This is a genomic window from Clostridium sp. TF11-13AC (assembly GCF_003481065.1).
Classification (GTDB): domain Bacteria; phylum Bacillota; class Clostridia; order Lachnospirales; family Lachnospiraceae; genus Otoolea; species Otoolea fessa.
The window spans coordinates 260,429-287,310 of the sequence record NZ_QUKJ01000003.1 but is presented as its reverse complement, the minus strand read 5'-3'; the positions used below and the strand labels follow the sequence as shown (position 1 = coordinate 287,310).

Sequence of the window (26,882 nt, the reverse complement as noted above, 5' to 3'; positions counted from 1 at the left end):
AGATAAAAAGGAGAAGAAAAATGATCTGGTATCCATATGAACAGTTAAAAACAATGAAAGCGCCTTATGAGATCGTGGATGCGAACGGGGTATATCTTTACACGAAGGATCAGAAGCTGATTGATTCGGTTTCGTCCTGGTGGAGTGTGATTCATGGATATAAACATCCGGTGATCAATCAGGCAATTATTTCACAGGTAGAAAAATTTTCTCATGTGATGCTGGGCGGGCTGACGCATGAGCCGGCGCGCAGGCTTTCAGAAAAACTGGCGTCCTGGCTGCCGGGCGATCTGGACTACTGCTTTTTTTCAGATTCCGGCAGCGTGGCGGTTGAGGTAGCGCTGAAAATGGCGCTGCAGTATTATATGAACCGCGGCGATGAGAAGCGGACGATGATTCTGGCGCTGGAACACGCGTACCACGGCGATACTTTTAAGACGATGGAGGCAGGCGATGATGAGGACTACCATTTTGTGCTGAAAGCCTATGGTGCAAGCCCGTATGTGGTTCACATTCCGACTGAGATCCCGGCGCTGGAGAAAGCATTTGAACAGTATCATGATAAGTTGAACTGCGTGCTGGTGGAACCGCTTTTACAGGGCGCTGGCGGAATGCGGATGTACGATATTTCATTTTTGGAGAAGGCAAGGGAACTCTGTGATAAATACGGCGTGCTGCTGGTTTTTGATGAGGTGGCAACCGGATTTGGCAGAACCGGAAACCGCTTTGTGGCAGATCGGGTGCTTCCGGATATTCTGGTTCTCGGAAAGGCATTGACCGGCGGTTACATTGGTCATGCGGCGACTGTGGCAAATAAAAAGGTATTTGATGGATTTTTCGATGATAACCCGGAACATGCGCTGATGCACGGACCGACCTTCATGGGAAATGCCCTCGCGTGCAGTGCAGCGCTTGCCTCGATCGAGCTGTTTGAAACGCAGAATTACATGGAAAAGATTCAGAAGATCGAAGCCATCACCCGCCGGGAGATGAAAGGATTTACCGATCCGAGAATCAAGGAGGTCCGCATGATGGGCGGATGTGTCTGCGTCGAGGTATATGATCCGGCAGTCCTGAAAGGGTATCAGGAATATGCGTACAAACGCGGCGTGTTCAGCCGTCCGTTCTTAAATTATCTGTACGCGATGGTTCCGTATATTATCAAGGAAGAAGAGCTGGTTCAGGTGCTTCAGTGCATGAAGGACTGGTTTGCGCGGGGATAGAGGTAACGAAGGAACATCTATCTTAGAAAAATAATTTAGGTATTTCTTTCTGAATGAATTTCATTTATGATAGAAGATATGGAGTATTGTTTTAAGAAACGATACATGGATTGTGTTGCCTGCGATTGTGAATGAATAGGACAGAAGCAATCAGAATTCTAGTATAAAACTAACATTCGGGGAGAAACCAATATGAAAGAACAAATGAAGAAAATAGCGCTGCTATCGCTGTCATTGATACTGACATCGGCGTATTCTGTTTCGATCGTGCTGCCATCGCTGCTGCAGCATTTCAGTGAATATACAACCGCACAGGTGGAGATGTTGATCTCAGCACCGTCGTTTGCGATCACTGTCATGATCGTGCTGAATGCATGGCTGTCGCGTTATATGAAAGACCGTCCAATGATTGTGGGCGGTCTGCTTCTTTTATCGGTCAGCGGCATGGTACCGGTGTTTGTACAGGAATATCCGGTGGTGTTCACGTCCAGGATTTTCCTGGGGATCGGGATTGGACTCATTAATGCGAAAGCAATCAGCATTTTCAGTGAATATTATGAAGGCAGGGAAAAAGCGGCGCTGCTCGGATACCGCGGATCGGCGGAGGTGCTGGGAAGCGCGGTTATGACGCTGGTTGCTGGAAAATTGGTGTTGATCCGGTGGAATCTGGCATTTTGGGTGTACGCGCTCGGATTTGTGATTGTACTTCTGTATCTTGTATGGGTTCCGGGGAATATGGAGATGGGACAGAGTGCGGGCTCACAGAGTGCAGGGGGAGAGAAAGAAAGTCTGGAAGCGGAGGAAGATGGAAAGAGAAAATGCTGGAAAAAAGAAGTCCTGCCCATTGCTTATGCACTGTTTGCGGGATTTGTCATCTGCATCTACTGTTCCAATTCCCTGCGTGTCCCGATGTTGATTTTAGAGAAGAAACTTGGAACGGAGTCGGAAGCCAGCATCATTCTCACGCTCATGATGCTGATGGGAATAGCTGCCGGTGTTTATTTTGGAAAACTGACGATGTGGTGGAAGGAAAAATTACCGGGGGTTGGATGCCTGATGCTTGGAGCGGGGATGCTTCTGACCGCATATGCGGGCAATCTGCCGCTGATTGGAATTGGCATCAGTATCGTTGGATTTTTCTATACCGTTCTGGTTACCTATTCCTTCCACCAGATTTCCGAGCAGATTCCGCAGTCTTCTATCAATACAGCCACATCAATCGTGCTGGTCGGCTGCAATCTGGGAGCGGCGTGTTCGCCGTTTGTGCTGAAATGGATGGGAAGATTCAGTGAGGGCGTGAGTGTGCCGTTTGTGGGGTATGCGGGGATGATGGGAGTATTAGGAATCGTTCTGATAGTAGTCACGGGAAGAAAGAAATAATACAGTAAACCAATAATAGGAATGACGGCAAAATCTGCAACCAGAACTGTATCGTACGGAATCTTCAGTTTAGAAAATTCAGAAAATTCCTACCTGTGAACAGTTGTCTGAAATCGAACGTTTGTACTGATTTGTTTTGCTTTTATGTATACATTCATGGGTGGATTTGGTATAATAGAAATACTTAATGGGATTTTTTGTGTACTAGGAAATTCCTTGGAATCCCCTATTACACAAAAAGGCACATTCTTTATTTGTGAATTATATCAAATCAGGAGAAAGCAATGGATCATTTTGAGTTGGTATCAGAATACAGCCCGACCGGCGACCAGCCGCAGGCGATTGAAAAGCTGGTGGAGGGCTTCAAGGAAGGAAATCAGTTCCAGACATTACTGGGTGTAACGGGCTCTGGCAAGACGTTTACGATGGCAAATGTGATTCAGAAGCTGAATAAGCCGACGTTAATTATTGCACATAATAAGACGCTGGCAGCCCAGCTTTATTCAGAAATGAAGGAATTTTTTCCCAATAATGCGGTGGAATACTTTGTCAGCTACTATGACTACTACCAGCCGGAGGCTTACGTCCCGTCCACGGACACATATATCGAGAAGGATTCCTCCATCAACGACGAGATCGATAAGCTGCGGCATTCAGCGACGGCGGCGCTGTCGGAGCGGCAGGATGTGATTATTGTGGCATCGGTTTCCTGTATCTATGGTCTGGGAAGCCCGATCGATTATAAAAACATGGTTATTTCCCTGCGCCCGGGCATGGAGAAGGACCGCGACGAGGTCATTCACAAGCTGATCGACATTCAGTACAGCCGGAATGACATGGATTTCAAGCGAGGTTCGTTCCGGGTGCGCGGCGATGTGCTGGAGGTATACCCGGCGTATTCGGGCGGCGATGCGTACCGGATTGAGTTTTTCGGGGATGAGGTAGACCGGATCACAGAGATTGACACGCTGACGGGCGAGATCAAGGCGCAGCTGGGACATATCGCGATTTTCCCGGCATCGCATTATGTCATCCCGAAAGAGCGGATGGAGATTGCGGCAAACAATATTTTAGAGGAAATGAAGGAGCAGGTCGCTTACTTTAAGAGTGAGGATAAGCTTCTGGAGGCACAGAGAATCGCGGAGCGGACGAATTTTGATGTGGAAATGATGCGGGAAACAGGCTTCTGTTCTGGTATCGAGAATTATTCACGCCATCTGATTGGTTCGAAACCGGGAGAACCGCCGTGTACGCTGATGGATTATTTCCCGGATGAATTTCTGGTAATTGTGGACGAGTCGCACATCACGCTGCCGCAGGTGCGCGGGATGTACGCGGGCGACCAGTCGCGCAAGAAAACGCTGGTGGAATATGGCTTCCGCCTGCCGTCGGCGCTGGATAACCGACCGTTAAATTTTGAAGAATTTGAGAGCAAACTGGATCAGATTCTCTGCGTTTCAGCAACACCGGGCGAGTATGAGGCGGATCATGAGCTTCTGCGGGCAGAGCAGGTGATCCGTCCAACGGGACTTCTTGATCCGCCGATTGAGGTGAGACCGGTCGAGGGACAGATCGACGATCTGATTTCGGAGGTCAACCGGGAGGTGGATCGAGGGTTTAAGGTGCTTGTTACGACGCTGACAAAGCGGATGGCAGAAGACCTGACCGACTATATGCGCGATGCGGGAATCCGCGTCAAATATCTGCATTCGGATATTGACACGTTGGAACGCGCCCAGATTATCCGGGATATGCGTCTGAATGTCTTCGATGTGCTGGTCGGCATCAACCTGCTTCGTGAGGGTCTGGATATCCCGGAGATTGCGCTGGTGGCGATTCTGGATGCGGATAAAGAGGGATTCCTGCGTTCGGAAACGTCTCTGATTCAGACGATCGGCCGAGCAGCGCGAAATTCCGAGGGGCATGTTATCATGTATGCAGATTCGATCACGGATTCGATGCGTGCGGCGATCGAGGAGACGGAGCGAAGACGCGCGATTCAGCAGGCGTACAATGAGGAACATCACATTACGCCGACGACGATCAAGAAAGCTGTCCGGGATCTGATCACGATCTCGCAGGCAGCCGAACCGGTTACGAATAAGGTAACGAAGGATCTGGAATCGATGGATCGCCAGGAATTAGAAAAACTCGTAAAGGAACTGACGAAGAAGATGAATCAGGCGGCAGCCGAGCTGAATTTCGAGGAAGCGGTCGTGTTGCGTGACCGCATGGTAGAGGTTAAGAAAATGTTGCTGGATTTGGAAAATCCGTGACTGTGAAAGTACTGAACAGTTACGAAAATTCATAAATCAGAGGGTGGTTGGTATGGAATATGGCGCGCTGATGGAGATGGCGGTCCGGGCGGGGGAGATCATGCTGGCGAGCGGAGCGGAGGTCTACCGTGTGGAGGACACGATTCACCGTATTTTAAAGCATTCAGGGATTGCACGGGCAGATGTGTTTGTCGTGACGACGGGGATCGTGGCGACGATTGCGGATGCATCACTTCCGCCGCTTACCTTGGTAAAACGGGTGGAAAACCGGGCAACGAATTTGAACCGCATCTATCAGGTAAACAATGTTTCAAGGGAATTTTGCAGCGGAAAATTGTCTGTCGGGGAGGCGCAGGAACGACTGGATCGGATTGCTAATACGACATTATACGGATTCTGGAAGAAATGCATTGGCTATGCGGCAACGACGGGATTTTTTGCGGTGATGTTTGGAGGCGGTCCGGGCGAATGCCTGGTGGCGGCTGTCGTGGGAGTCGTTCTTGCGTTTGTCCTGCGGGCGGCGTCCAAACTTATGTTGAATGATTTCTGTCAAAATGCACTTGGCTCGTTTGCACTGGCGGTTGCGGCGTATCTGCTGCGCCGTGGGGCATTTCTGGGAATGAGCCTGGATGTAGTGATTATCAGCGCAATCATGCCGCTGGTGCCTGGGGTCACATTTACGGCGGCAATCCGCGATACGCTGAATGGAGATTACAGTTCGGGAGTCGCGCGGATGGCGGAGGCAGTCGTGGTGGCGCTGGCGGTTGCGTCGGGCGTCGGTCTGGCGATCGTGGCAGTCCGGCTGGCGGGAGGATCGGTATGACAGAGATGATAAGAGAATTGATGATCCAGAGCGTGGGAGCATTTCTGGCGATTTTTGGTTTTTCCCTGCTGGTCGATATGCCGCGGAAATATCTGGTTTATGCGGGCATTACCGGAGGTGCCGGATGGCTGGCGTACCTGGTATCAATGCAGGTGGGAACCTCGCAGGTGGCGGCGGCATTTTTTTCCAGTCTGGCAGCGGCTCTGCTGAGTCAGGTATTTGCACGCGTGTTAAAAGCGCCCGTCACGATCTTTCTGGTGGCAGGAATCCTGCCGACGGTGCCGGGCGCATCGATCTACCGGAGCGTCTATTTTCTGATACAGGGACAGACAAAATGGTACAATTTTTATCTGATCCAGACGATCCAGATAGCGGGGGCGATGGCGGTTGCCATCTTTATTGTGGATTCACTGTTCCGTCTGCTCCGGAATAAAGCGTCGTAGTGGAACTGGGCGGCAGGTAGAGACAGCCCTGAATCCTGCTAAAATAATAAATATGATCGGACAGGCGGTCTTCAGCGGGCACATCCGACTGATTGATCGCCTGAACCATTTCATTGAGTTCTTCCGGCGGAAGGGAGACGCTGCTGGGAGTGAGAAGCACTTCATGGATGCTGGATGGAAGGATAATCAGATCTTCGCCCAGGCTTTCGGCAAACTCTTTTAAGACGCGGGGATAGAGCATGCAGGCAGCGCCGTTGATGCCGCGCGAATTTGTCAGAACGTAGAGAGCGACCGATGGAAGAGCTTCCGTTTCAACGATGTCCTCCATTTCGAGCTGATTGAGGGTGGATTCGATGGAGTTGATGTGGTACGGCAGCATGCGAGGTGTATTTTCTTCCGCCAGTATGCCGAGCTCTTCCAGAGAAATATCCCACAGGGCAAGATGGTCGCTGTGTACCAGGGTCGTCATCTGCCCCTCCTCATTGTCAGTGAGGATCAGATAGAAAACGATCGCCAGATCGAGATACGGAATATGCGGGACGTGGGAGAGAAGCACCTTATTTTTAGCGGCGTGGATCAATTTGTAGGCAATCCGGTCGCGTACGGCATCAAAATCACGCAGTTCCTCGCAGATATCCTCCGAAAATCCTGGATTTGTCTCATACACCATCAAGATCTGATCGGTAATAATGGAGAGCGGCATTCCTTCCTCCGCTTCATTATAATAGGCGTTCAGATAGACAGTCGGTGATAACCGTGAGCCGGGTTTCGTAAAGCTCAGCCCGTCGAGCATCAGTCCATTATTTTTCAGAACACGCCGCAGGGAGACGTTGGCTTTTTTGTTGAGGCGCGTCTGCACCATCGACTGGATTGTTTTCAAAAAAGTTTCATAGACCATAGAGTACCTCCTGAAATAAAATTGCAGATAGGGGATGTCCGCTTGCTCATGTAGGTTATGAATTTCAGCAAGATGAGAAACAGTTTCCCCGTGTGAATAAGTTTTAAGGAATCAAATCAAGAAGCAGTCATGAAGTTTGAGATGTGAAGAAAGATTGCTTAGTGATTAAAAAATAAATAAAAAGTTCAGAGTTTTAGCGTTTACCTTTTGAGTGCGTAAGTATGAAAATGGTCATGGAAATCATCGAAAAAACTGAACATGAGAATCGCAGGAACCAGTAAGATGTGAAAAAATTGCCTGCATATAAAGAAGCAGGTGCCAAATGCACCGATATCATGATTATACTGGAAAATGGGAAGATTGGCAAGAAAAATAACAGGGAAAAAAGTGAAGTTCTGGTTGCGGATTGTTACTGTACACGGGTAGGCACTTTTGGAACCGAAAGTGCCGTAAGAAAACGTGGTGGCAACAGGAATTTGCCGTATTTAAATGCGAAGCCACGGCAAATTCCGTTACTGGACACGTATGCGTGTACAGTAACTGCGGATTTGTTGCTGTTCACGCATACGTTCCCAGTAACAGTTTGCATGACGCTCATAATGTGTGAACGATGGTAAATAAAGAGATAAGATGGCGCGACTGCGAGATGAAAACTAATAGCTGTCATTCATGGTGGAAATAAAACTGAAAAATAACAAGAAAATACAAAATTAGTATTGACAAAATGCGACATATGTATTAGAATAAAACCATCAAAAGAAACAAGAAATAAAACAAAAAAAGAAGGGAGCTGATTCCACCGAAAACATAAAACTGGTTCGATTTTTTAATAAAAAAATTGAACAAAGGAAAACCAAAATCAACAAGTAAAAATCAGTCAATCATCTATCATACATATTTAGAAACAGGATTCGGTTTAGTGATATGACGAGAAAGTATCATTAAAAAGAAGCGTTTTTTAAAAGAGAGATAGATAAGTGAAAAAAGAAAAAAATAAGATTGAACGATTCAGAAATTGTTGAAAAAGGAATCAAAATTGAATAAAGGAAAAGTTCAAAGAAAGAGGTATCATCCAATGGACGAGATAGTTTAAAGGGTATCGATAAAATGTCAATTTATCGATACCCTTTTTCTGGTTCATGGAAAGGCATCAAGAAGGATCTTTTCTTATGTAAATATCAAATCCCTTGCAATTCAAACGGCGGCGTGTATTCTTCTTTTGCGCTGCTTTTTTCCTGCATAAAGCCCTGTGTGAGTCCCAGCTCAATCGCGGCATCGACGACTTTCTGGTATTCGTAGCTTGTGATGCGACGGTTGATTTCCGGATATTTGCTGCTCTGGTAGAAGGGGGTGTACTGGCTCATAAGGCTTACCAGAAAATGCCCCTCCGGGAGGTTGTCGTGAATCCAGTGGAGCAGGCGGATGGAATCGTCTTTGTGTTTTGGAAGAACCATATGCCGCAGGATCACGCCGCGCTTCATGAGCTGGCAGGCCTGGCCATTTTCGGAGAAATCTTCCAATACCAGCGGACCGGTGTGCTTGATCATCCGTTTGACTGCTGCGGAGGCGACCGGAAAATAGTCCGGGGCGGCGGAATAGCGGGCGGACAGTTCGGAAGAGTAATATTTTAAATCCGGCAGCCAGATATCGATATAGGGAGCCAGCGCATCAACCGCCTCCAGCGTCTCATAACCGCCGCAGTTGTAGACGATCGGGATGAAAAGCTGCGGTTTGACCCGTTTTAAGACGGGCAGTAGCGACGGAAGGTACTGCGTCGGCGTCACCAGATTGATATTGTGCGCGCCCTGTGCCTGCAGTTCCAGAAAAATTTCCTCCAGGCGCGTTCCGGAAATATCTTTTCCAAAGCCTTCGCTGCTGATCTGGTAGTTCTGGCAGAAACAGCAGCGCAGCGTGCAGCCGGAAAAAAAGATGGTACCGCTTCCGTGCAGACCGCTGATACACGGTTCCTCCCACGGATGAAGCGCCGCGCGTGCCGCCCGGATACCGGCAGGGCTGTGACACCAGCCCTGTTTTTTGGTGCGGTTGATCTGACAATTTCGCGGACAGCAATGGCAGCTTTCGTAGGAATAGGCGGCTGGTTCAGAGAACTGGACAGGTAAGCCGGCACCTGGGTTAGGGATGGGAATATATGTGTTCATAGGTTTTGCTTCCTTTTTTTATAAGATTTTTTGTAAAGATAATTCCTTCAAAGCTTTTTTGCATAGTTCAAATCTGTGTTGAATCCGAAAAATCGATCGTTATAATGTATTTATTCTACTAAGAAAGATAAGCAGTGTCAAATGTGATTACATTTAATACGAAAGGACTGGACTTTGCACTGACGGCACTGTTTGTAATGATTTTTACGGAACAGTGGATCGGACAGAAGCGCCATTGGCCGGTAGGGACTGTATTTTATATGATTCTGGTGCAGATGGTATTTGTTTAGATGCAGCGTGTTTTTGCCCCGTGTGCATTGCCTTCGGAAACAGTGCTTTTTGTTTCAGATCCGGGTTTCCCCAGGATCTGGTTGATACATTTCCAGGCATCTGTCAGCCGGTCGAGGTTCCAGGCAGCGTTGGCAGGGCTGGTGGACGGCAGTTTGATTGCCTCAATGCCAGTCTGTTTACGGCAGAAGCGGTCGTACATTTTTCCGGACAGCCCGCCGTTTGTGTAAATCGCCTGGATGGAAGCGTGATCCAGGATAGAGGCGAGGTCGTTTGGAACAACATCGCGGATGGAACTGTCGCTGGATCCTTCGATGGAACAGCTATGGATGGTGTCCCAGACGGCGATGTGGTTCCGCAGCAGAAATTCCTTCTTTTCCTCGATGGAGGATGGAACGTCTTCCTTTCGCAGGCGTGCTAAGAGCTTCCAGAAACGATTCTGCGGGTGCCCGTAGAAAAAACAGCTTTCTCGGGATTTGACCGACGGAAAGGAACCGAGGATTAGGATGCGGGAGTCGGCGTCAAAAACAGGTGGGATTGGGTGGATGATGTGGGATGGCATGGTGGAATCTCCTTTTTGCGGATTATTGTTGTCAATTATAATAAATACGAAATCAATTTTCGACTTTGATCTGGCTTCATTTGGTACATGGACATGATACTCACGAACCCGCGCTATCGCGCTCTACCGCCCTGCTTCGCATGGCTGTTCGTTCGTTAATGGCGCAAGAAAAGAATATGTCTGCTTTACAGCCGCATTCTTTTCTTCTGGGCTCATTATACCATGACCACTAAATTCGTGAAACACCTCATTAAGTGGTCAGGTATATGTTCTCACTAGACTCGAAAATACCTCGTCAAGTGTTCACATTATATCATAGATCAAAAATGATAGAATGTTTTTTTGAAACTCCCTTTTTACAAAAGTGTGTCTGATGCATACTAACTCATAATTATACGAAACACCACACTTTTATTCGTTTTCTATTCATTTCCGGCTAATGGGTATTCATTTTTACTCTAAGTTATCATGCAATTTATTAGAATGGAATTTTTGAAAGAGCCAGCACCTTGAATGGGCTGACTCTTTCAATGTCACCTGTAATTGACAAACTGGAATTGTTCTACTTCTTTATCTTTTTAATATCCTGATACAGCCCATATCCCAGAAACAGGATTCCAATAATAAACGCAATACCAGCCGCTATTGCTAAAAAAGGACCTACATATTCAAGACCTGCTGCAAATAAAGTGGCATTCCACGAAGCTACTCCACTCATAAATATCGCAGCAGAAATATATCGTGCAGAAATTAAAACTGCTGACATGAAACAGAAAATAGCACCTACAATTTTGTTTTCCATTTAAATCACCTCCAAATTCCGATTTTTCGTTCTCTGTGACTTCCCAATAAACGGGAATTTATCGTTTTATTCTGGTATAAAACTCTTTTTCATCTTGGTGATGAATATAGGCCCCATTTTTAATCTGCACACGCAAAGATGCCATATTATCCCTATGAACAGACATATATATTTCGTCTTCTTTAATAATGTGCCAGGCTTTTTCGATTGTCAATCTCAACCCTTCCGAGGCGTATCCCTTGCCTCTGAATTCTTTCTTTATTCCATATCCTATATGGCCTCCTCCGTTTGCAAGTGCAGGAGTAAGGTAATGACGCACGCGAAATAATCCTACTATTTTCTCATCATCCCATAAGAAAAAATCCGTTTCTGGAACCCATCCATCAGCCAGATCAATTCCCTTTTCAGCATTAATATAACCAGGTAATATTTTTATTTCAAATTCCTTTCTTGAACATCCAGACGCAAAATTCGTAAATCCATTTTCATTGGAAGGGGTATTAGTAATAAATTCGTATTCCTTTTCAATATCTTCCAAATTAGCTGATTTTAAGTACAACATAAAAAGCTGCTTCCTCCTATTTTTCTCAAAGAGTTCGGTCAATCCCGATTTGTATAACAGTAGTCTAACACACGTTGTTTAAAAATACTACAGCCAAGCCAATGTCTGTAATTTGCCCTAAAATTTCATTTTATGGAATTTGGACTACTTGATTTTCTAATCGCATACGCAATTTGTGAAATGTATCATTATACTGTTGATACATCAGACACACAAATGTAAATAGGGACTTTTTAAAAAGCAATTTTTCGAATAACTGTGACGAGGTAACTGTATCGGGAAGAGATACACAGCGGATAGTTTTGATGGCATTTCATATATGCAGAGAAAACACCTATATTTTATAAGGAGTTCACAAGTTTTTAATATTTTCACTTCTTGATTTATAGGCAATCTGCCACTATAATGGATAAGAGTACGCAGAAATTTGCGCGCTGACGGGGAAGAAAAGCGGGCATGAAGCCGGATGAGAAGCAGATGCGGCAGATTTAGAGGGGCTTTTGAGTAACCTGATGTGGCAGATTCTGGATGTACAGTGATACAGAATGGAGAAAGTGTATGGATAATAAGGGAAACCAGAATAAAAATGGAAAAAATCCCCGCGGTCAGAATTATGCAGTGCTGATCATGACGATGCTGTTTACGCTTCTCTGTGTGGCGATGATGCACAACCTCTGGCAGGGCAGCCGCACGCATAAGATGCCGTACAGCGAGTTTAATCAGATGCTTAAGGATCACGAGGTAGAATCGGTTGTGATTGGCAATGGAAAGATTCAGATCACGCCGAAGGAAGATTCGAAGAAATATGGCGGCAGCCAGGGAAAATACGGAAATCTGGTAGGAATGGAGTACTACACGATTCCGATCAACGATCCGGATTTGGAAAAGAAGCTGGATGAAGCTGGTGTTACGACCTATGAACAGGCAGAAGTGGACGCGACAGGCAGTATTATCATGCTTCTGCTCGAGTGGGTGCTTCCGATTGCAGCGATGTTCGTCATTTTCAATATGATGATGAAGCGCATGGGTGGCGGAGGCGGCATCATGGGTGTCGGCAAGAGCAATGCCAAAGTATATGTACAGAAAGAAACCGGCGTTACGTTCAAGGATGTGGCAGGCGAGGATGAGGCGAAGGAGTCTCTGACGGAGATTGTTGATTTCCTGCATAACCCGGGAAAATATACGAAGATTGGTGCGAAACTGCCAAAGGGTGCGCTGTTAGTCGGACCGCCAGGAACCGGTAAAACACTTCTTGCCAAGGCAGTAGCTGGAGAGGCGAAGGTTCCGTTTTTCTCTCTGTCCGGTTCAGATTTTGTGGAAATGTTTGTCGGCGTCGGCGCATCCCGTGTGCGTGACCTGTTCAAGCAGGCGCAGCAGTCGGCTCCGTGTATCATTTTCATCGATGAGGTGGATGCGATCGGTAAAAGCCGAGATTCGCGTCTGGGCGGCAACGATGAACGTGAGCAGACGTTAAACCAGCTCCTTTCGGAGATGGATGGATTTGATTCCTCCAAGGGTCTTTTAGTCATGGCGGCGACGAACCGCCCGGAGATTCTGGATCCGGCGCTGCTTCGTCCGGGACGTTTTGACCGCCGGATTATCGTGGATAAGCCGGATTTAAAGGGGCGTGTGCAGATTTTAAAGGTACATTCCAAGGATGTAAAACTGGATGAGACGGTTGATTTCGAGGAGATCGCGCTGGCGACATCCGGCGCTGTAGGTGCGGATCTTGCCAATATGATGAATGAGGCGGCGATCACAGCCGTTAAGAATGGCAGGAAAGCCGTTTCCCAGAAGGATTTATTTGAGGCAGTTGAGCTGGTTCTGGTCGGCAAAGAGAAGAAAGACCGCATCCTGAGCCAGGAAGAGCGCCGGATTGTTTCGTATCATGAGGTTGGTCATGCGCTGGTCAGCGCCCTGCAGAAGGATTCGGAGCCGGTACAGAAGATCACGATTGTGCCGCGTACCATGGGTGCGCTCGGCTATGTCATGCAGGTGCCGGAGGAAGAGAAGTACTTAAATACTGAGAAGGAAATCCGCGCGATGCTGGTCGGATTTTTAGGCGGACGTGCGGCTGAGGAGATCGTTTTTGATACGGTAACGACAGGTGCGTCAAATGATATTGAAAAAGCAACCCGGATCGCGCGTGCGATGGTAACCCAGTACGGTATGTCCAAGAAGTTCGGTCTGATGGGACTGGAAAGCCAGGAAAATCAGTACCTGAACGGGAGAACCGTCCTGAATTGCAGTGATATGACAGCGGCAGAGATTGACAAGGAAGTCATGCATATTCTGAAGGTTTCTTATGAGGAGGCAAAACGCCTGCTGAGTGAAAACCGCGAGGCGCTTGATAAGATTGCGGCGTTCCTGATTGAGAAAGAGACGATCACCGGTAAAGAGTTCATGAAGATTTTCCATGAGGTAAAGGGAATTCCGGAGCTGGAGGAAAAGAAACAGGAAGGCGAGGACCGGATTGAGATGCCGGAGGCTGCGAAGACAGGCGATGAGGTGCAGCCAGTAAAGACTGCGGAGGAAACGAACGCGGAAAACTCACAGAACCAGCAGAAGCTGGAAGGAAAACCGGCGGATGAAGCACCGGCGGACGAAACACCGGAATCGGCAGAAGCTGTAGCAGCAGAGAGTCCAAATGAGGATGAGATGCGCGGTGGAAGCTCGTTCGACCGGAAATAAAAGTGATGTATAGCATAAAAGAAATATTTATACAATAAATAGAACGGCTGTATTTCAGCAATGTGAATCCATATATTGAAAAATCTATGAGTTCTGTTTTGCTGAGATACAGCCGTTATTTATATAGGATTATATCAATTACTGGTACAGGCGGTTGTGCTCATATACCGGCTCGGAGGTCAGTTCGATGCCGAGACGTTTGAAGGTCTTGATATCAACCTCCGACAGCATGACGGAGGTGTGAACCTGGCAGCCGCGCAGTTTTTCGAGCTGTTCCAGGGCGATCTGTGCGTGTTTGTTGGTAGCGGCGCACATGGACAGCGCGATCAGAACTTCATCGGTGTGGAGACGCGGGTTGCGGCTTCCGAGGTACTCGACTTTCAGCTTCTGGATCGGCTCGATCGCGATCGGGGAGATCAGGTGCTCATCGTGCGGAATATTGCCAAGTACCTTGACAGCATTCAGAAGCAGGGCAGCGGAAGCGCCGAGCAGGTTGGTTGTCTTTCCGGTAGCGATGGTTCCGTCCGGAAGTTCGATGGCAGCAGCCGGAGCACCGGTTTCTTCGGCGCGTTTCAGGGCAGCCGGAACAACCTTGCGCATATCGGTGGTCAGTTTTGCCTGCTTCATCAGAAGTTCGATCTTATAAACTTCCTCTTTGCCGACATCCTCTTTGACAACGCGGTTTAATGCCTGATAGTAGCGGCGCAGGATTTCCTGACGGGATGCTTCGCAGCAGGCTTCGTCGTCAATGATGCAGTTTCCTGCCATGTTGACGCCCATATCAGTCGGGGATTTGTACGGGTTCTCGCCGTAGATTCCCTCGAAAATAGCGCTCAGAACCGGGAAAATCTCGATGTCACGGTTGTAGTTGACCGTTGTTACACCATAAGCCTCCAGATGGAACGGATCGATCATGTTGACATCGTTTAAGTCAGCGGTCGCTGCCTCGTATGCCAGGTTGACCGGGTGCTTTAACGGGATATTCCAGATCGGGAAGGTCTCAAATTTGGCATATCCAGCCTTGACGCCGCGTTTGTTCTCGTGGTAGAGCTGGGAAAGGCAGGTTGCCATTTTTCCGCTTCCCGGTCCCGGCGCGGTGACAACAACGAGTGGACGTTTGGTTTCAATGTAATCATTTTTACCATAACCTTCATCGCTGACGATCAGCGGAACATTGCCCGGATAACCGTCGATGGTGTAGTGGCGGTAAACCTTGATGCCCATGGATTCGAGCTTGTGTTTGAAGACATCCGCAGTGTTCTGCCCGGAATAGTGGGTGATTACAACGCTTCCAACATAGAGTCCCTTGTCGGTAAAGGACTGAATCAGACGGAGTACGTCTACGTCGTAAGTAATGCCGAGGTCGGAACGTACTTTGTTTTTCTCGATATCCGCAGCACTGATGACGATGACGATTTCCGCCTGATCCGCTAACTGCAGAAGCATCCGCAGCTTGCTGTCAGGTGCAAAGCCCGGAAGAACCCGGGATGCGTGGTAGTCATCGAACAGTTTTCCGCCAAATTCGAGGTAGAGCTTATCACCGAACTGGTTGATACGCTCACGGATATGTTCCGACTGCATTTTCAGGTATTTGTTGTTGTCAAAACCGATTTTCATCTAATCCTCCGTTCTTAGTTTCGTCCCGCACAGAATACCGGTATCGCGGTGGGGGCAGATGCCGGTTTCCATCTGGTGGGATGAAAATCATATGTTTGTATGGATGATTGCGCCGCCAGGTCACAGTCCATGTCCGGCACAGACTGCCATTCGCAGTTGTTTATGTCGATGCTCTTTGTGTGAAATGAACGCAGCACAGCAGACCGCAAAGAATCACAATTAGTTCTATTATCCTACAAAAAAGTCTATTTGAGTAGAGGGAAAATAAAAAAAATTTAAAATCGGAAAAATGACGGATTTGGTTTTCGGAAATGTAATATTTTCTGGCGAAAATTTTTGTGTACAGGCGATGGGGATGGAGGAAAGAAAATCTGGATGTAAATTGATAAAAAACAGAAAAGGGCATACAAAATGTGATATAATGAGCGCAGAAGAAAAGAATGCGGCTGCGAAGCAGACATATTCTTTTCTTGCGCCATTAACGAACGAACAGCCATGCGAAGCAGGGCGGTGGAGCGCGATAGCGCGGATTCGTGAGTGGACGGGGGAGAATACGTTCTTATGATATAATGAGCGCAAGTGAGCCAGAAAGCTGCTTGCAGATTTAAGGCGAACGGCGAATCGTGATATAATGTGAACACTTAGCGAGATGTTTTAAGGAGGTATCAGCATTCATGCGGGAAATTCCAAAGCCGGGCGAGCGGTACCGGCATTTTAAAAATAAAGAATATCAGATTCTGGCGGTGGCAACCCACTCGGAAACGGGGGAAAAGATGGTTGTTTATCAGGCGCTCTATGGAGAATATGGCGTCTGGGTTAGACCGCTTTCTATGTTTATGGAAGAGGTAGATCGGGTAAAATATCCGGAGGCGGCGCAGAGATACCGGTTTGAGCGGATTGCGGCGGGTCCGTGGGAAAATTCGAAACAGCAGGAAATAAGGACAACCAGAACGACTCATGTCGTAAATGAAAGTGTACGCCGTTCGAAAATGTCTGACGCAGCCACTCATTCCTGGGACATACCGCAGGAGGAACCGGAGCTGCATCCGCTTGTGGCAGAATTTCTGGATCAGGAAACGACCGAGGGCAGGCTGGAAGTGCTCCAGAGAATGAGCGGCAAGGTGGACAAGCGGGATCTCGACAGTCTCTGCTTCTGTCTGGATATGAATCCGGTCGGTGGAAGCGTGGAGGAAGAGCTGGACGCGATCCGTCAGTGCATCCGGATGCAGCAGAGGTACGATGCACCGCGCCTGCGGTATGGAAAGTGAGCGGCTGTCTGGCAGAAGAGTCTGGGTGACTGTTCACGGGTAGGCACTTTTGGAACCGAAAGTGCCGTAAGAAAACGTGGTGGCAGCAGATTAGAAAACAGGATGGTTTGAGATGTTTCAAATAGAAGAAGAACTGAAAAAACTGCCGGGGCAGCCGGGTGTTTATATTATGCACGATGCGAAGGACGCGATCATCTATGTCGGCAAGGCGATCAGCCTGAAAAACCGAGTCCGTCAATATTTCCAGAGCAGCCGGGATAAGACGGCGAAGATCAGGCAGATGGTCTCGAAGATAGCACGTTTTGAGTATATCGTGACGGATTCGGAGCTGGAAGCGCTGGTGCTGGAGTGCAACCTGATCAAAGAGCACCGCCCACGCTACAATACGATGCTCAAGGATGACAAGACGTACCCGTACATCAAGGTGACGGCTTCGGAGGAGTACCCGCGGATCTTGTTTTCACGCCAGATGAAAAAGGATAAAAATAAGTATTTTGGTCCTTTTACGAGCGCGGGAGCAGTCAAAGACACAATCGAGCTGATTCGGAAGATATACCGGATCCGGGCGTGCAGCCGGAAGCTGCCGCAGGATATGGGAAAGGACCGTCCGTGCCTCTATTACCATATTCACCAGTGCGACGCGCCATGTCAGGGGTATATTTCACAGGCAGATTATCAGAAATCGGTGAAGCGGGCGGTCGGGTTTTTAAATGGACAGTATGAGCCGGTCATGAAATATCTGGAAGAAAAGATGAGGACGGCGTCCGAGACGATGGAGTTTGAGAAGGCGATTGAGTACCGGGATCTGCTTGACAGTGTCAGAAAGGTGGCGCAGAAGCAGAAGATTACGAGCCAGAGCATGGAAGATCGGGATATTATCGCGATGGCGAAGGATGAGCGCGATGCGGTTGTGCAGGTGTTCTTCGTGCGCGATGGCAAGCTTATTGGGCGGGAACATTTCCATATGAATCTGACCGGCTCGGAGAGCAAGGCAGAAATCTTAAACAGCTTCGTCAAACAGTTTTACGCGGGAACGCCGTTTGTGCCGCATGAGATCTGGGTGCAGGAGGAGTTAGAGGACGCGGAGGTTATCGCCAGCTTCCTGACGGCGCGCCGGGGACAGAAGGTGCGCTTTGTCGTGCCAAAGATGGGCGAGAAAGAGCGGCTGGTCGAGCTGGCGGAGAAGAATGCGAAGATGGTGCTCTCCCAGGATAAGGAGAAGATCAAGCGCGAGGAGCTCCGGACGATCGGGGCGATGAATCAGATTGGATCGTGGATCGGGCTTTCGGGAATCAAGCGGGTAGAAGCCTACGATATTTCCAATATCAGCGGTTTTGAGTCGGTCGGTTCGATGATTGTCTACGAAAATGGACGTCCGAAACGCAATGATTACCGCAAATTCCGTATCCGGACGGTTCAGGGACCGAACGACTACGCTTCGATGCGCGAGGTGCTGCTGCGGCGGTTTTCCCATGGTCTGGAGGAGACGAAGAAAATGCAAGCCGAGGGCGGCGATCTGGCGATGGGAAGTTTTACGCGTTTTCCAGATCTGCTGATGATGGATGGCGGACGCGGACAGGTTAATATCGCGCTGGAGGTATTAAGAGAGCTTCAGCTGGAAATCCCGGTCTGTGGCATGGTAAAGGATGATAACCACCGGACGAGGGGATTGTATTATCAGAATGTGGAAATTCCAATCGATCGCCATTCGGAAGGATTTCAGCTGATCACCCGGATTCAGGACGAGGCGCACCGGTTTGCGATCGAGTACCACCGGAGTCTCCGGGGCAAGGAGCAGGTGCGCTCCGTGCTGGATGATATCAAGGGCATCGGACCAGCGCGCCGTAAGTCTCTGATGCGGACGTTCAAGACAATCGAAGCAGTCCGAGAGGCGAGCGTGGAGGAGCTGGAAGCTGCGCCACAGATGAACCGGGCAGCCGCCGAGGCAGTCTATATATTTTTCCGTGATGACAAGCAGGGGAAGATGTGATAGGATGTAGACAATAGTAAAAATAAAAGGAGACAAAAGTATGGGTGGAGTGACGATAACAGAACTGATCGATAAGATGGGGCTTCGCAATATGACGCCGGAGCTGGAGACGGACAATGTTATGCTGGTGCATGCGGATGTGAACCGTCCGGCATTGCAGCTGACTGGATTTTTCGACCATTTTGACAAGGACCGTGTGCAGATCATCGGTTATGTGGAAAATGCGTACATCTCGACCCTGACTCCGCAGCGCCGCCGGGAAATGTTTGACAAACTGCTGTCTTCGGGTATACCATGTCTGGTATATAGCCGCGGCATGGCACCGGAGGAGGAAGTGCTGGAGCTGTGTAACCATTATGGGGTTCCGTGCATGGTATCGGAGAAGACGACTTCGGATCTGATGGCGGAGATCATCCGCTGGCTGAACGTCAAGATGGCGCCGATGATCAGCATTCACGGCGTACTGGTCGATGTATTTGGCGAGGGTGTCCTGATTATGGGCGAGAGCGGTATCGGCAAGAGTGAGGCAGCGCTGGAACTGATTAAGCGCGGTCACCGTCTCGTCAGCGATGATGTGGTCGAGATCCGCCGCGTCAGCGATGAAACCCTGATCGGTTCGGCACCGGATATTACCCGTCATTTCATCGAGCTTCGCGGTATCGGCATTATCGATGTCAAGACGCTGTTCGGTGTAGAGAGCGTAAAGGATACACAGTCGATTGACATGGTAATCAAGCTGGAAGAGTGGGATAAGGACAAGGAGTATGACCGCCTTGGCATGGAAGATCAGTATACCGAGTTTCTTGGCAACAAGATTGTATGCCATTCAATCCCGATCCGTCCGGGACGTAACCTGGCAATCATCGTAGAGTCGGCGGCAGTCAACTATCGTACCAAGAAGATGGGATATAATGCGGCGAAAGAACTGTACAAGCGGGTACAGGCGAACCTGGCAAGAAGAGATTGATGGAATGCTTCACGCAGTCTGATTCGTGTGATTTAGTGCGGAAATCCTGACTTGCAAGGGATGGAGCCGTTATGAAATGAATAAAGGAAAATAGATATGTCTAATTTTTATCAGAAACTTTGTGATGCCATCGGCGCTGCTTCCGTGCGGGAGCAGGAGCCGATGAGCGCACATACGACCTTTCGGGCTGGTGGACCAGCCCGCTATTTTGTGACCCCGGAGGGCGAAAAAGAGCTGGCGGCAGTGCTGGCGGCGTGCCGGGAGGCAGAGAAAGCGTATTACATATTAGGAAATGGAAGCAATCTGCTTGTCAGTGATGCGGGCTATCCGGGCGTGATGATCCTTCTGGGAAGCCAGTTTACAGAGGTGGTCTGTCCGGAGGGCGAACCGGGCGTCTATGAGCTGGGCGCCGGTGTGCTGCTTTCGCGTGCCGCCAGGGAGGCGCAGAAAGATGGAATGACCGGATTTGAGTTTGCAGCCGGGATTCCTGGAACCGTGGGCGGCGCGGCGGTCATGAATGCGGGCGCTTACGGCGGAGAATTAAAGGATGTGCTGGAATCTGTGCGCGTGATGACGCCGGACGGCGAGGTAAAAGAGCTTAAAACGAAAGAACTGGATCTGGGTTACCGTCACAGCTGCATCCCGGAGCGCGGATATATCGTTTTATCGGCGCGGATCCGTCTGGAGAAAGGTGATCCGGAAGCGATCCGGGTGCGGATGGATGAACTGGCAGCCAAACGGCGGGAAAAACAGCCGCTGGAATATCCGAGTGCCGGAAGCACCTTTAAGCGCCCTGAGGGCTATTTCGCCGGAAAATTGATCGAAGATGCCGGACTTCGCGGCTATCAGGAGGGCGGCGCACAGGTGTCGGAGAAACACTGTGGTTTCGTTATCAACCGCGACCATGCGACGGCTTCGGACATCGCGGGGCTGTGTGGGACGGTGCAGAAGCGCGTGTATGAGCAGTTTGGGGTGAAACTGGAGACGGAAGTAAAGATGCTGGGCTTTTAAGATATAGATATATAGAGTATGGAAAAGGGAGGAACAATATGCGGCTTGTGATCGTAACCGGTATGTCGGGAGCCGGAAAGACGGCGGCACTGAAAATGCTGGAGGACATGGGATTTTACTGTGTTGACAATCTCCCGATCCCGCTGGTGGGAAAATTTGCGGAGCTGGTGCAGAGCAGCAGCGGGGAGGTAAGCTGTGCAGCGTTGGGAATCGATGTACGCAGCGGCGACGAGCTGGCACAGCTGGAGGGAACACTGAATGATTGGAATAACATCCAGTTTCCGTATGAGATCCTGTTTCTGGATGCCAGCGACGAGGTGCTGATCAAGCGATATAAGGAAACGCGCCGTTCCCATCCGCTGGCAGGAAAAGAGCGGCTGGACCGCGGTATTGCGAAAGAGCGCCTGAAACTCGATTTCCTGAAAAAGCGGGCGGACTATATTCTGGACACCAGCACGCTTCTGACGCGGGAGCTCAAGGCGGAACTGGAACGGATTTTCATGGGGCGCGAGCGCTTTTCCAGCCTCTTTGTGACGATCTTAAGCTTTGGCTTTAAATATGGGATTCCGTCGGACGCGGATCTCGTGTTTGACGTCCGTTTTCTGCCGAATCCTTATTATGATGAGAATTTAAGAAGTCATACCGGCAATGAGAAGGCGGTGCAGGACTTTGTGCGCCGCGGCGGGACGGCAGATGTATTTTTGGATAAACTCTATGACATGATTGACTTCCTGTTTCCGTACTATGTAAAAGAAGGAAAGAATCAGCTTGTCATAGCCGTCGGATGTACCGGTGGAAAGCATCGTTCAGTTACGGTGGCGAACCGGCTCTATGAGCGCCTCAAGGAGCACTCGGAAATAGGGCTTAAACTGGAACATCGGGACATAGAGATGGATAACCGGACAAAAGGGTAAACGGAGGTAGAGGACTTTGTCATTTTCAGCCCGGGTAAAGGAAGAGCTGTCGCATCAGCTGAGCAAGGCGAGACACTGCCAGATTGCAGAGCTGGCGGCGATTTTGGGCCTTTGCGGCAGGATTCATATCGATGAAGAGGATCATTTCAGCATACGGATCCACACGGAAAACGTAGCGGTTGCACGAAAATACTTTACATTATTGAAAAATACATTTAATATTAAGGCGGACATTTCGATCCGTCGCAATGCATTTTTAAAAAAGAGCCGTTCTTATACGCTTCTGGTGCGCGATCACGAGAATGCACTCCGGGTGCTGGAGGCGGTCAAGATGGTGGATGCGCAGGGAAATGTAGGGGAAAACCTTTCGGTGGTGCGGAATCTGGTGATTCAGAATGCGTGCTGCAAAAAGGCATTTATACGGGGCGCTTTTCTGGCAGCCGGATCCTTAAGTGATCCGGAGAAATTTTATCATTTTGAGATCGTATGTGCGTCGCTTGAAAAGGCGGTGCAGCTTCAGAATGTGATTCTGACATTCGACATCGATGCGAAAATAGTTGTCAGAAAGAAGTATTATGTGGTATATATAAAAGAAGGCAGTCAGATTGTGGAACTTCTGGGACTGATGGAAGCGCATGTGGCATTGATGGAGCTGGAAAATATCCGGATCCTGAAAGAAATGCGAAACAGCGTCAACCGTCAGGTCAACTGCGAGACTGCCAATATCAATAAGACTGTTTCGGCGGCAGTCAAGCAGCTTGCGGACATCACATACATCCGTGATACGGTCGGGCTGGATTACTTGCCGGAGCTTCTTTCAGAGGTAGCACAGGTCCGTCTGGAGATGCCGGATGCGACCTTGAAGGAATTGGGGGAGAATCTGAGCCATCCAGTTGGAAAATCGGGAGTCAATCACAGGCTCAGAAAGATAAGTGCAGTAGCTGAAAGTCTCCGCGAAGAGCGGGGCGAGTAAAGTTAGGTTATTGTTCACAGGCAGGAATTTCCCGGATGGAAAATTCCGTGCGATACAGTAGTGGCAGCGGATTTTGCCGTTTTTTTCGAGCGGGGCTCGATGAGGAGGATATTATGACAAGTAAGGAAATCAGAATTGGTTTGAGTTCAGGTCTGGAGGCACGTCCTGCGGCGATGCTGGTGCAGGTGGCAAGCCAGTATGAGAGCAGCATCTATGTGGAAAGTGAAGAAAAACGCGTCAATGCAAAGAGCATCATGGGCATGATGACGCTGGGACTGGCAGAGGGCGCGCACGTAAAGGTAACGGCTGATGGCAGCGACGAGGAGAGTGCGATCGAGGGAATTGAGAAATATCTGAGCAATCAGTAGAAATCCAGATTTCTGACCGTTTTTCGGAAAGAGACAGGGGACGTAACAGTTACACAAAACAAGAGCTTTGATAGACGAGGGGGTGTCGTTTCGCGGGAAATGGCAGTCCCTTAAAAGATCTGAATGGGAGGAAAAAGGTGGCATTTACACATCTGCATGTGCATACAGAGTACAGTCTGCTTGACGCATCGAGTAAAATAAAAGAACTGACCGCCCGGGCGAAGGAACTGGGGATGGACAGTCTGGCGATTACCGACCACGGCGTCATGTACGGCGTGATCGATTTTTACCGGGCAGCCAGAGAAAATGGGATCAAGCCGATCATCGGCTGTGAGATCTATGTGGCGCCCGGATCGCGTTTTGACCGGGAGGCGGGAAGCGGCGAGGATCGCTATTATCATATGATTCTGCTGGCGGAAAATAATACCGGCTATCAGAATCTGATGAAGATCGTCTCCAAGGGTTTTGTCGAGGGATTTTATTATAAACCGCGTGTGGATGACGAGGTGCTGAGAACCTACCATGAAGGCATTATTGCACTCAGCGCGTGTCTGGCGGGCGAGATCCCGAGGTATTTGTCGAGAGGCATGTATGAGGAAGCGTGCAAGTCGGCGCAGAAATACCGCGATATCTTTGGACCGGACAATTTCTTTCTGGAATTGCAGGATCACGGCATCCCGGCGCAGCGGACGGTCAACCAGGGCTTGATGCGGATGAGCCAGGAACTGCAGATTCCGCTGGTGGCGACGAACGACTGCCACTATATTTATAAAGAAGATGTGGAATCGCACGATATTTTGCTCTGTATCCAGACGGGCAAAAAAGTCACGGACGAGAACCGGATGCGCTATGAGGGCGGGCAGTTCTATGTCAAATCCGAGGAGGAGATGCGTGCGCTGTTTCCGTATGCACAGGAAGCACTTGACAACACGCACAAGATCGCCGAGAGGTGCAATGTCGAGATCGAGTTTGGCGTGACGAAGCTGCCGCAGTATGATGTCCCGGACGGATATACGTCCTGGGAATATCTGCAGAAGCTCTGCGGGGAGGGCTTTCACAAGCGCTACCCGAACGACGATGGGACGCTGCGGGAGCGCCTGAGGTATGAGCTGGACGTTATCCATTCGATGGGATATGTCGATTATTTTCTGATTGTGTGGGATTTTATCCATTTTGCAAAATCAAACGGTATCATGGTCGGTCCGGGACGTGGTTCGGCGGCGGGCAGTATCGTCGCGTACAGTCTGGAGATCACGGACATCGACCCGATCCGCTATCAGCTGATTTTCGAGCGTTTCCTGAACCCGGAACGAGTTTCCATGCCTGATATCGACGTCGATTTCTGTTTCGAACGGCGTCAGGAGGTGATCGACTATGTCGTGCGGAAATACGGAAAAGACCGCGTCGTGCAGATTGTTACCTTCGGTACGTTGGCGGCAAAGGGTGTCGTCCGCGACGTGGGGCGCGCGCTCGATATGCCGTATGCACAGTGTGATGCGATCGCAAAAATGATTCCGGGTGATCTCGGCATGACGCTAGACAAGGCGCTCAAAGCCAGTCCGGATCTGCGTGAGGCGTATGAGTCGGATGATTCGGTCAAATATCTGATCGACATGAGTAAACGTCTGGAGGGGCTGCCGAGACATACCTCCATGCATGCGGCGGGGGTTGTCATCAGCCGTGCGGCGGTCGATGAGTATGTGCCGTTGTCCAGGGCATCTGACGGTTCGATCACGACCCAGTTTACGATGACGACGCTGGAAGAGCTGGGACTTCTGAAAATGGATTTCCTGGGTCTTAGAACCCTGACGGTTATCCAGAATGCGGTTCGCCTGGTGGAGAAAACGACCGGAAAACCGCTTGATATAGATAAGATCGATTACAACGATAAAAAGGTGCTGGATTCGATTGGAACCGGCAAAAATGACGGTGTGTTCCAGCTGGAGAGTTCCGGCATGAAAGGATTCATGAAAGAGTTAAAGCCGGAAAACCTGGAGGATCTGATCGCCGGTATTTCCCTGTATCGTCCGGGTCCGATGGATTTCATTCCACGTTATCTGACAGGCAAAAATGACAAGGCTTCGATTGTCTATGAGTGCCCGCAGTTAGAACCGATTCTGGCGCCGACCTATGGCTGTATCGTCTATCAGGAGCAGGTTATGCAGATCGTGCGCGATCTGGCTGGCTATACCTGGGGACGAAGCGACCTGGTGCGCCGTGCGATGGCAAAGAAAAAAGCGGCAGTCATGGAGAAAGAACGCCAGAATTTCGTCTACGGCAATGCACAAGAGGGCGTAAAGGGCTGTATTGCGAATGGGATCGACGAGAAGACGGCGAACCATATTTACGATGAGATGATCGATTTCGCGAAATACGCCTTCAACAAGTCGCACGCGGCGGCATACGCGGTTGTCTCCTACCAGACAGCATATCTGAAATATTACCATCCGGTCGAATTCATGGCGGCGCTGATGACCTCGGTCAAGGATAATGTTACGAAGGTATCGGAATATATCATGAGCTGCCGTCAGATGGGGATGAAGATCATGCCGCCGGATATCAATGAGGGCGAGGGCGGCTTCTCCGTTTCGGACGGTGCGATCCGCTATGGTTTATCGGCGATCAAGAGTATCGGTCAGTCGGTGGTGGATGAGATCGTGCGGGAGCGGACCGAACATGGAAAATTCCGATCGCTGGAAGATTTCATTGACCGGATGTCGGGCAGGGAGGTCAATAAGCGCACATTGGAAAGCTTTATCAAATCCGGTGCGATGGACGGGCTGCCGGGAACCCGCAAGCAGAAATGTATGGTCTGCGGTTCGATGGTCGATCAGAAGAATAAAGAGAAGAAAAATACGATGGAAGGGCAGATGTCACTCTTTGATTTTGCAGCGGAAGAGGACAAGAAGAGTTTTCAGATCACATTTCCGAATGTCGGAGAGTATTCGAGGGAAGAATATCTGGCATACGAGAAAGAAATGCTGGGCGTCTACGTCAGCGGGCATCCGCTGGAGGAATATATCGGCACCTGGGAGAAAAATGTGACGGCGAAGAGCTCCGATTTTGTTGTGGATGAGGAGACAGGTTCGGCGGTGATTCACGACGGCGCGTATGTGACGATCGGCGGAATGATCACCGAGAAAACGGTTAAGACGACCCGGAATAACAAAATGATGGCGTTCCTGACGGTGGAAGATCTGGCGGGAAGTGTGGAAGTGCTGGTATTCCCGAAGGATTATGAAAAACGGCGCGATATGCTGATCAAGGATGAAAAAGTCTTTATCCGCGGGCGCGCATCGGTCGGCGATGAGCCGGTCGGAAAACTGATCTGCGAGCAGATTATCCCATTTTCGCAGGTGCCGCGCGAGCTGTGGATTCAGTATGCGGACAAGGACGCGTATCTGGCGGGAGAGAAAGAACTTCTCGACCTCCTGAAAACAAGTGATGGAAATGACACCGTGATCATTTACCTGGGACGTGAGCGCGCGAAAAAGGTTCTGCCGCGCAACTGGAATGTGCGGGCAGGCGAGGCGCTGGTGACGACGCTCAGCGAGATGCTGGGCGAGAAGAACGTCAAGGTGGTGGAGAAGCCGCTGGGGAAGATTTCTTCATAAGTGTTAAAATTTGCATTGGACATTGAAAGCTTTGGTAACTGGGCACGTATGTG

21 protein-coding genes are annotated in these 26,882 nt (G+C 49.4%); 15 read left to right on the top strand and 6 right to left on the bottom strand.

The annotated features are described in order from the left end of the window. The first annotated feature begins 20 nt into the window (after positions 1–20). The 5 genes from bioA (at position 21) to DXD12_RS08685 (ending at position 6,145) form a co-directional block, all read left to right on the top strand. Complete coding sequence (gene bioA, locus DXD12_RS08705) at positions 21–1,223, top strand: adenosylmethionine--8-amino-7-oxononanoate transaminase (protein WP_118492338.1); 1,203 nt, start codon at positions 21–23, stop codon at positions 1,221–1,223. Positions 1,224–1,415: 192 nt separating this feature from the next. Further along, complete coding sequence (locus DXD12_RS08700; protein WP_117795873.1) at positions 1,416–2,603, top strand: MFS transporter; 1,188 nt, start codon at positions 1,416–1,418, stop codon at positions 2,601–2,603. 284 nt (positions 2,604–2,887) lie between these two features. Next, positions 2,888–4,879 carry an excinuclease ABC subunit UvrB gene (gene uvrB, locus DXD12_RS08695; RefSeq protein ID WP_118638098.1) on the top strand — a complete coding sequence of 664 codons (1,992 nt, stop codon included), beginning with the start codon at positions 2,888–2,890 and terminating at the stop codon, positions 4,877–4,879. A 52-nt stretch (positions 4,880–4,931) separates the two neighbouring features. Further along, positions 4,932–5,702 carry a threonine/serine exporter family protein gene (locus DXD12_RS08690; RefSeq protein WP_118638096.1) on the top strand — a complete coding sequence of 257 codons (771 nt, stop codon included), beginning with the start codon at positions 4,932–4,934 and terminating at the stop codon, positions 5,700–5,702. After that, positions 5,699–6,145 carry a threonine/serine exporter family protein gene (locus DXD12_RS08685; protein WP_243032244.1) on the top strand — a complete coding sequence of 149 codons (447 nt, stop codon included), beginning with the start codon at positions 5,699–5,701 and terminating at the stop codon, positions 6,143–6,145. Before DXD12_RS08690 ends, DXD12_RS08685 begins: the two co-directional genes overlap by 4 nt. Here DXD12_RS08685 and DXD12_RS08680 read toward each other — a convergent pair. Together DXD12_RS08680 and DXD12_RS08670 are read right to left on the bottom strand one after the other, a co-directional pair. Next, positions 6,099–7,043: a DUF5688 family protein gene (locus tag DXD12_RS08680; protein ID WP_118492340.1), complete on the bottom strand. Its 945-nt coding sequence runs from the start codon at positions 7,041–7,043 to the stop codon at positions 6,099–6,101. The genes DXD12_RS08685 and DXD12_RS08680 overlap by 47 nt on opposite strands. A gap of 1,178 nt (positions 7,044–8,221) precedes the next feature. Further along, the gene (locus DXD12_RS08670; RefSeq protein WP_118638092.1) at positions 8,222–9,202 is read right to left on the bottom strand and encodes a radical SAM protein; all 981 of its coding nucleotides are present in this window, start codon (positions 9,200–9,202) and stop codon (positions 8,222–8,224) included. 143 nt (positions 9,203–9,345) lie between these two features. Here DXD12_RS08670 and DXD12_RS08665 point away from each other — a divergent pair, with 143 nt between their 5' ends. Beyond that, positions 9,346–9,492 (top strand): hypothetical protein, encoded by a 147-nt coding sequence (locus DXD12_RS08665; RefSeq protein WP_333523634.1) that lies wholly within the window; start codon positions 9,346–9,348, stop codon positions 9,490–9,492. Here the strand turns inward: DXD12_RS08665 and DXD12_RS08660 are convergent. From DXD12_RS08660 to DXD12_RS08650, 3 genes are all read right to left on the bottom strand, one after another. Then, the gene (locus DXD12_RS08660; RefSeq protein WP_118638090.1) at positions 9,489–10,052 is read right to left on the bottom strand and encodes a DNA-deoxyinosine glycosylase; all 564 of its coding nucleotides are present in this window, start codon (positions 10,050–10,052) and stop codon (positions 9,489–9,491) included. The two genes, DXD12_RS08665 and DXD12_RS08660, sit on opposite strands and share 4 nt — an antisense overlap. Positions 10,053–10,614: 562 nt before the next feature. After that, positions 10,615–10,854 carry a hypothetical protein gene (locus DXD12_RS08655; RefSeq protein ID WP_107001055.1) on the bottom strand — a complete coding sequence of 80 codons (240 nt, stop codon included), beginning with the start codon at positions 10,852–10,854 and terminating at the stop codon, positions 10,615–10,617. Between the two features lie 58 nt (positions 10,855–10,912). Then, positions 10,913–11,416 (bottom strand): GNAT family N-acetyltransferase, encoded by a 504-nt coding sequence (locus tag DXD12_RS08650; protein ID WP_107001054.1) that lies wholly within the window; start codon positions 11,414–11,416, stop codon positions 10,913–10,915. Positions 11,417–11,974: 558 nt separating this feature from the next. On the opposite strand from DXD12_RS08650, the gene ftsH reads away from it, so the two are divergent. Continuing rightward, complete coding sequence (gene ftsH / locus DXD12_RS08645; RefSeq protein WP_118523232.1) at positions 11,975–14,107, top strand: ATP-dependent zinc metalloprotease FtsH; 2,133 nt, start codon at positions 11,975–11,977, stop codon at positions 14,105–14,107. A gap of 138 nt (positions 14,108–14,245) precedes the next feature. On the opposite strand, the gene DXD12_RS08640 is transcribed toward ftsH, so the two are convergent. Beyond that, positions 14,246–15,724 carry a DUF1846 domain-containing protein gene (locus DXD12_RS08640; protein WP_022359314.1) on the bottom strand — a complete coding sequence of 493 codons (1,479 nt, stop codon included), beginning with the start codon at positions 15,722–15,724 and terminating at the stop codon, positions 14,246–14,248. Between the two features lie 674 nt (positions 15,725–16,398). On the opposite strand from DXD12_RS08640, the gene DXD12_RS08630 reads away from it, so the two are divergent. From DXD12_RS08630 to DXD12_RS08595, 8 genes are all read left to right on the top strand, one after another. Beyond that, complete coding sequence (locus DXD12_RS08630) at positions 16,399–16,992, top strand: DUF1653 domain-containing protein (protein ID WP_118638088.1); 594 nt, start codon at positions 16,399–16,401, stop codon at positions 16,990–16,992. Positions 16,993–17,104: 112 nt separating this feature from the next. Further along, positions 17,105–18,982 (top strand): excinuclease ABC subunit UvrC, encoded by a 1,878-nt coding sequence (gene uvrC, locus DXD12_RS08625; RefSeq protein WP_118638086.1) that lies wholly within the window; start codon positions 17,105–17,107, stop codon positions 18,980–18,982. 40 nt (positions 18,983–19,022) lie between these two features. Further along, on the top strand, positions 19,023–19,949 hold the full coding sequence (gene hprK / locus DXD12_RS08620; protein ID WP_022359298.1) for an HPr(Ser) kinase/phosphatase: 927 nt from the start codon (positions 19,023–19,025) through the stop codon (positions 19,947–19,949). Between the two features lie 96 nt (positions 19,950–20,045). Continuing rightward, positions 20,046–20,960, top strand: coding sequence for a UDP-N-acetylmuramate dehydrogenase (murB, locus tag DXD12_RS08615; RefSeq protein WP_118638084.1), 915 nt, complete (start codon positions 20,046–20,048; stop codon positions 20,958–20,960). A gap of 38 nt (positions 20,961–20,998) precedes the next feature. After that, positions 20,999–21,874: an RNase adapter RapZ gene (gene rapZ, locus DXD12_RS08610; protein ID WP_022359300.1), complete on the top strand. Its 876-nt coding sequence runs from the start codon at positions 20,999–21,001 to the stop codon at positions 21,872–21,874. Between the two features lie 16 nt (positions 21,875–21,890). Next, the gene (gene whiA / locus DXD12_RS08605; protein WP_118629513.1) at positions 21,891–22,847 is read left to right on the top strand and encodes a DNA-binding protein WhiA; all 957 of its coding nucleotides are present in this window, start codon (positions 21,891–21,893) and stop codon (positions 22,845–22,847) included. A gap of 113 nt (positions 22,848–22,960) precedes the next feature. Beyond that, complete coding sequence (locus tag DXD12_RS08600) at positions 22,961–23,215, top strand: HPr family phosphocarrier protein (protein WP_107001048.1); 255 nt, start codon at positions 22,961–22,963, stop codon at positions 23,213–23,215. A gap of 137 nt (positions 23,216–23,352) precedes the next feature. Next, the gene (locus DXD12_RS08595; protein ID WP_118638082.1) at positions 23,353–26,829 is read left to right on the top strand and encodes a DNA polymerase III subunit alpha; all 3,477 of its coding nucleotides are present in this window, start codon (positions 23,353–23,355) and stop codon (positions 26,827–26,829) included. Positions 26,830–26,882: the final 53 nt, after the last annotated feature.

Bases quoted from the DNA above. Each gene is read 5' to 3' on its own strand.
- bioA (WP_118492338.1), top strand. From the start codon at position 21: ATGATCTGGTATCCATATGAACAGTTAAAAACAATGAAAGCGCCTTAT.
- DXD12_RS08700 (WP_117795873.1), top strand. From the start codon at position 1,416: ATGAAAGAACAAATGAAGAAAATAGCGCTGCTATCGCTGTCATTGATA.
- uvrB (WP_118638098.1), top strand. From the start codon at position 2,888: ATGGATCATTTTGAGTTGGTATCAGAATACAGCCCGACCGGCGACCAG.
- DXD12_RS08690 (WP_118638096.1), top strand. From the start codon at position 4,932: ATGGAATATGGCGCGCTGATGGAGATGGCGGTCCGGGCGGGGGAGATC.
- DXD12_RS08685 (WP_243032244.1), top strand. From the start codon at position 5,699: ATGACAGAGATGATAAGAGAATTGATGATCCAGAGCGTGGGAGCATTT.
- DXD12_RS08680 (WP_118492340.1), bottom strand. From the start codon at position 7,043: ATGGTCTATGAAACTTTTTTGAAAACAATCCAGTCGATGGTGCAGACG.
- DXD12_RS08670 (WP_118638092.1), bottom strand. From the start codon at position 9,202: ATGAACACATATATTCCCATCCCTAACCCAGGTGCCGGCTTACCTGTC.
- DXD12_RS08660 (WP_118638090.1), bottom strand. From the start codon at position 10,052: ATGCCATCCCACATCATCCACCCAATCCCACCTGTTTTTGACGCCGAC.
- DXD12_RS08655 (WP_107001055.1), bottom strand. From the start codon at position 10,854: ATGGAAAACAAAATTGTAGGTGCTATTTTCTGTTTCATGTCAGCAGTT.
- DXD12_RS08650 (WP_107001054.1), bottom strand. From the start codon at position 11,416: ATGTTGTACTTAAAATCAGCTAATTTGGAAGATATTGAAAAGGAATAC.
- ftsH (WP_118523232.1), top strand. From the start codon at position 11,975: ATGGATAATAAGGGAAACCAGAATAAAAATGGAAAAAATCCCCGCGGT.
- DXD12_RS08640 (WP_022359314.1), bottom strand. From the start codon at position 15,724: ATGAAAATCGGTTTTGACAACAACAAATACCTGAAAATGCAGTCGGAA.
- DXD12_RS08630 (WP_118638088.1), top strand. From the start codon at position 16,399: ATGCGGGAAATTCCAAAGCCGGGCGAGCGGTACCGGCATTTTAAAAAT.
- uvrC (WP_118638086.1), top strand. From the start codon at position 17,105: ATGTTTCAAATAGAAGAAGAACTGAAAAAACTGCCGGGGCAGCCGGGT.
- hprK (WP_022359298.1), top strand. From the start codon at position 19,023: ATGGGTGGAGTGACGATAACAGAACTGATCGATAAGATGGGGCTTCGC.
- murB (WP_118638084.1), top strand. From the start codon at position 20,046: ATGTCTAATTTTTATCAGAAACTTTGTGATGCCATCGGCGCTGCTTCC.
- rapZ (WP_022359300.1), top strand. From the start codon at position 20,999: ATGCGGCTTGTGATCGTAACCGGTATGTCGGGAGCCGGAAAGACGGCG.
- DXD12_RS08600 (WP_107001048.1), top strand. From the start codon at position 22,961: ATGACAAGTAAGGAAATCAGAATTGGTTTGAGTTCAGGTCTGGAGGCA.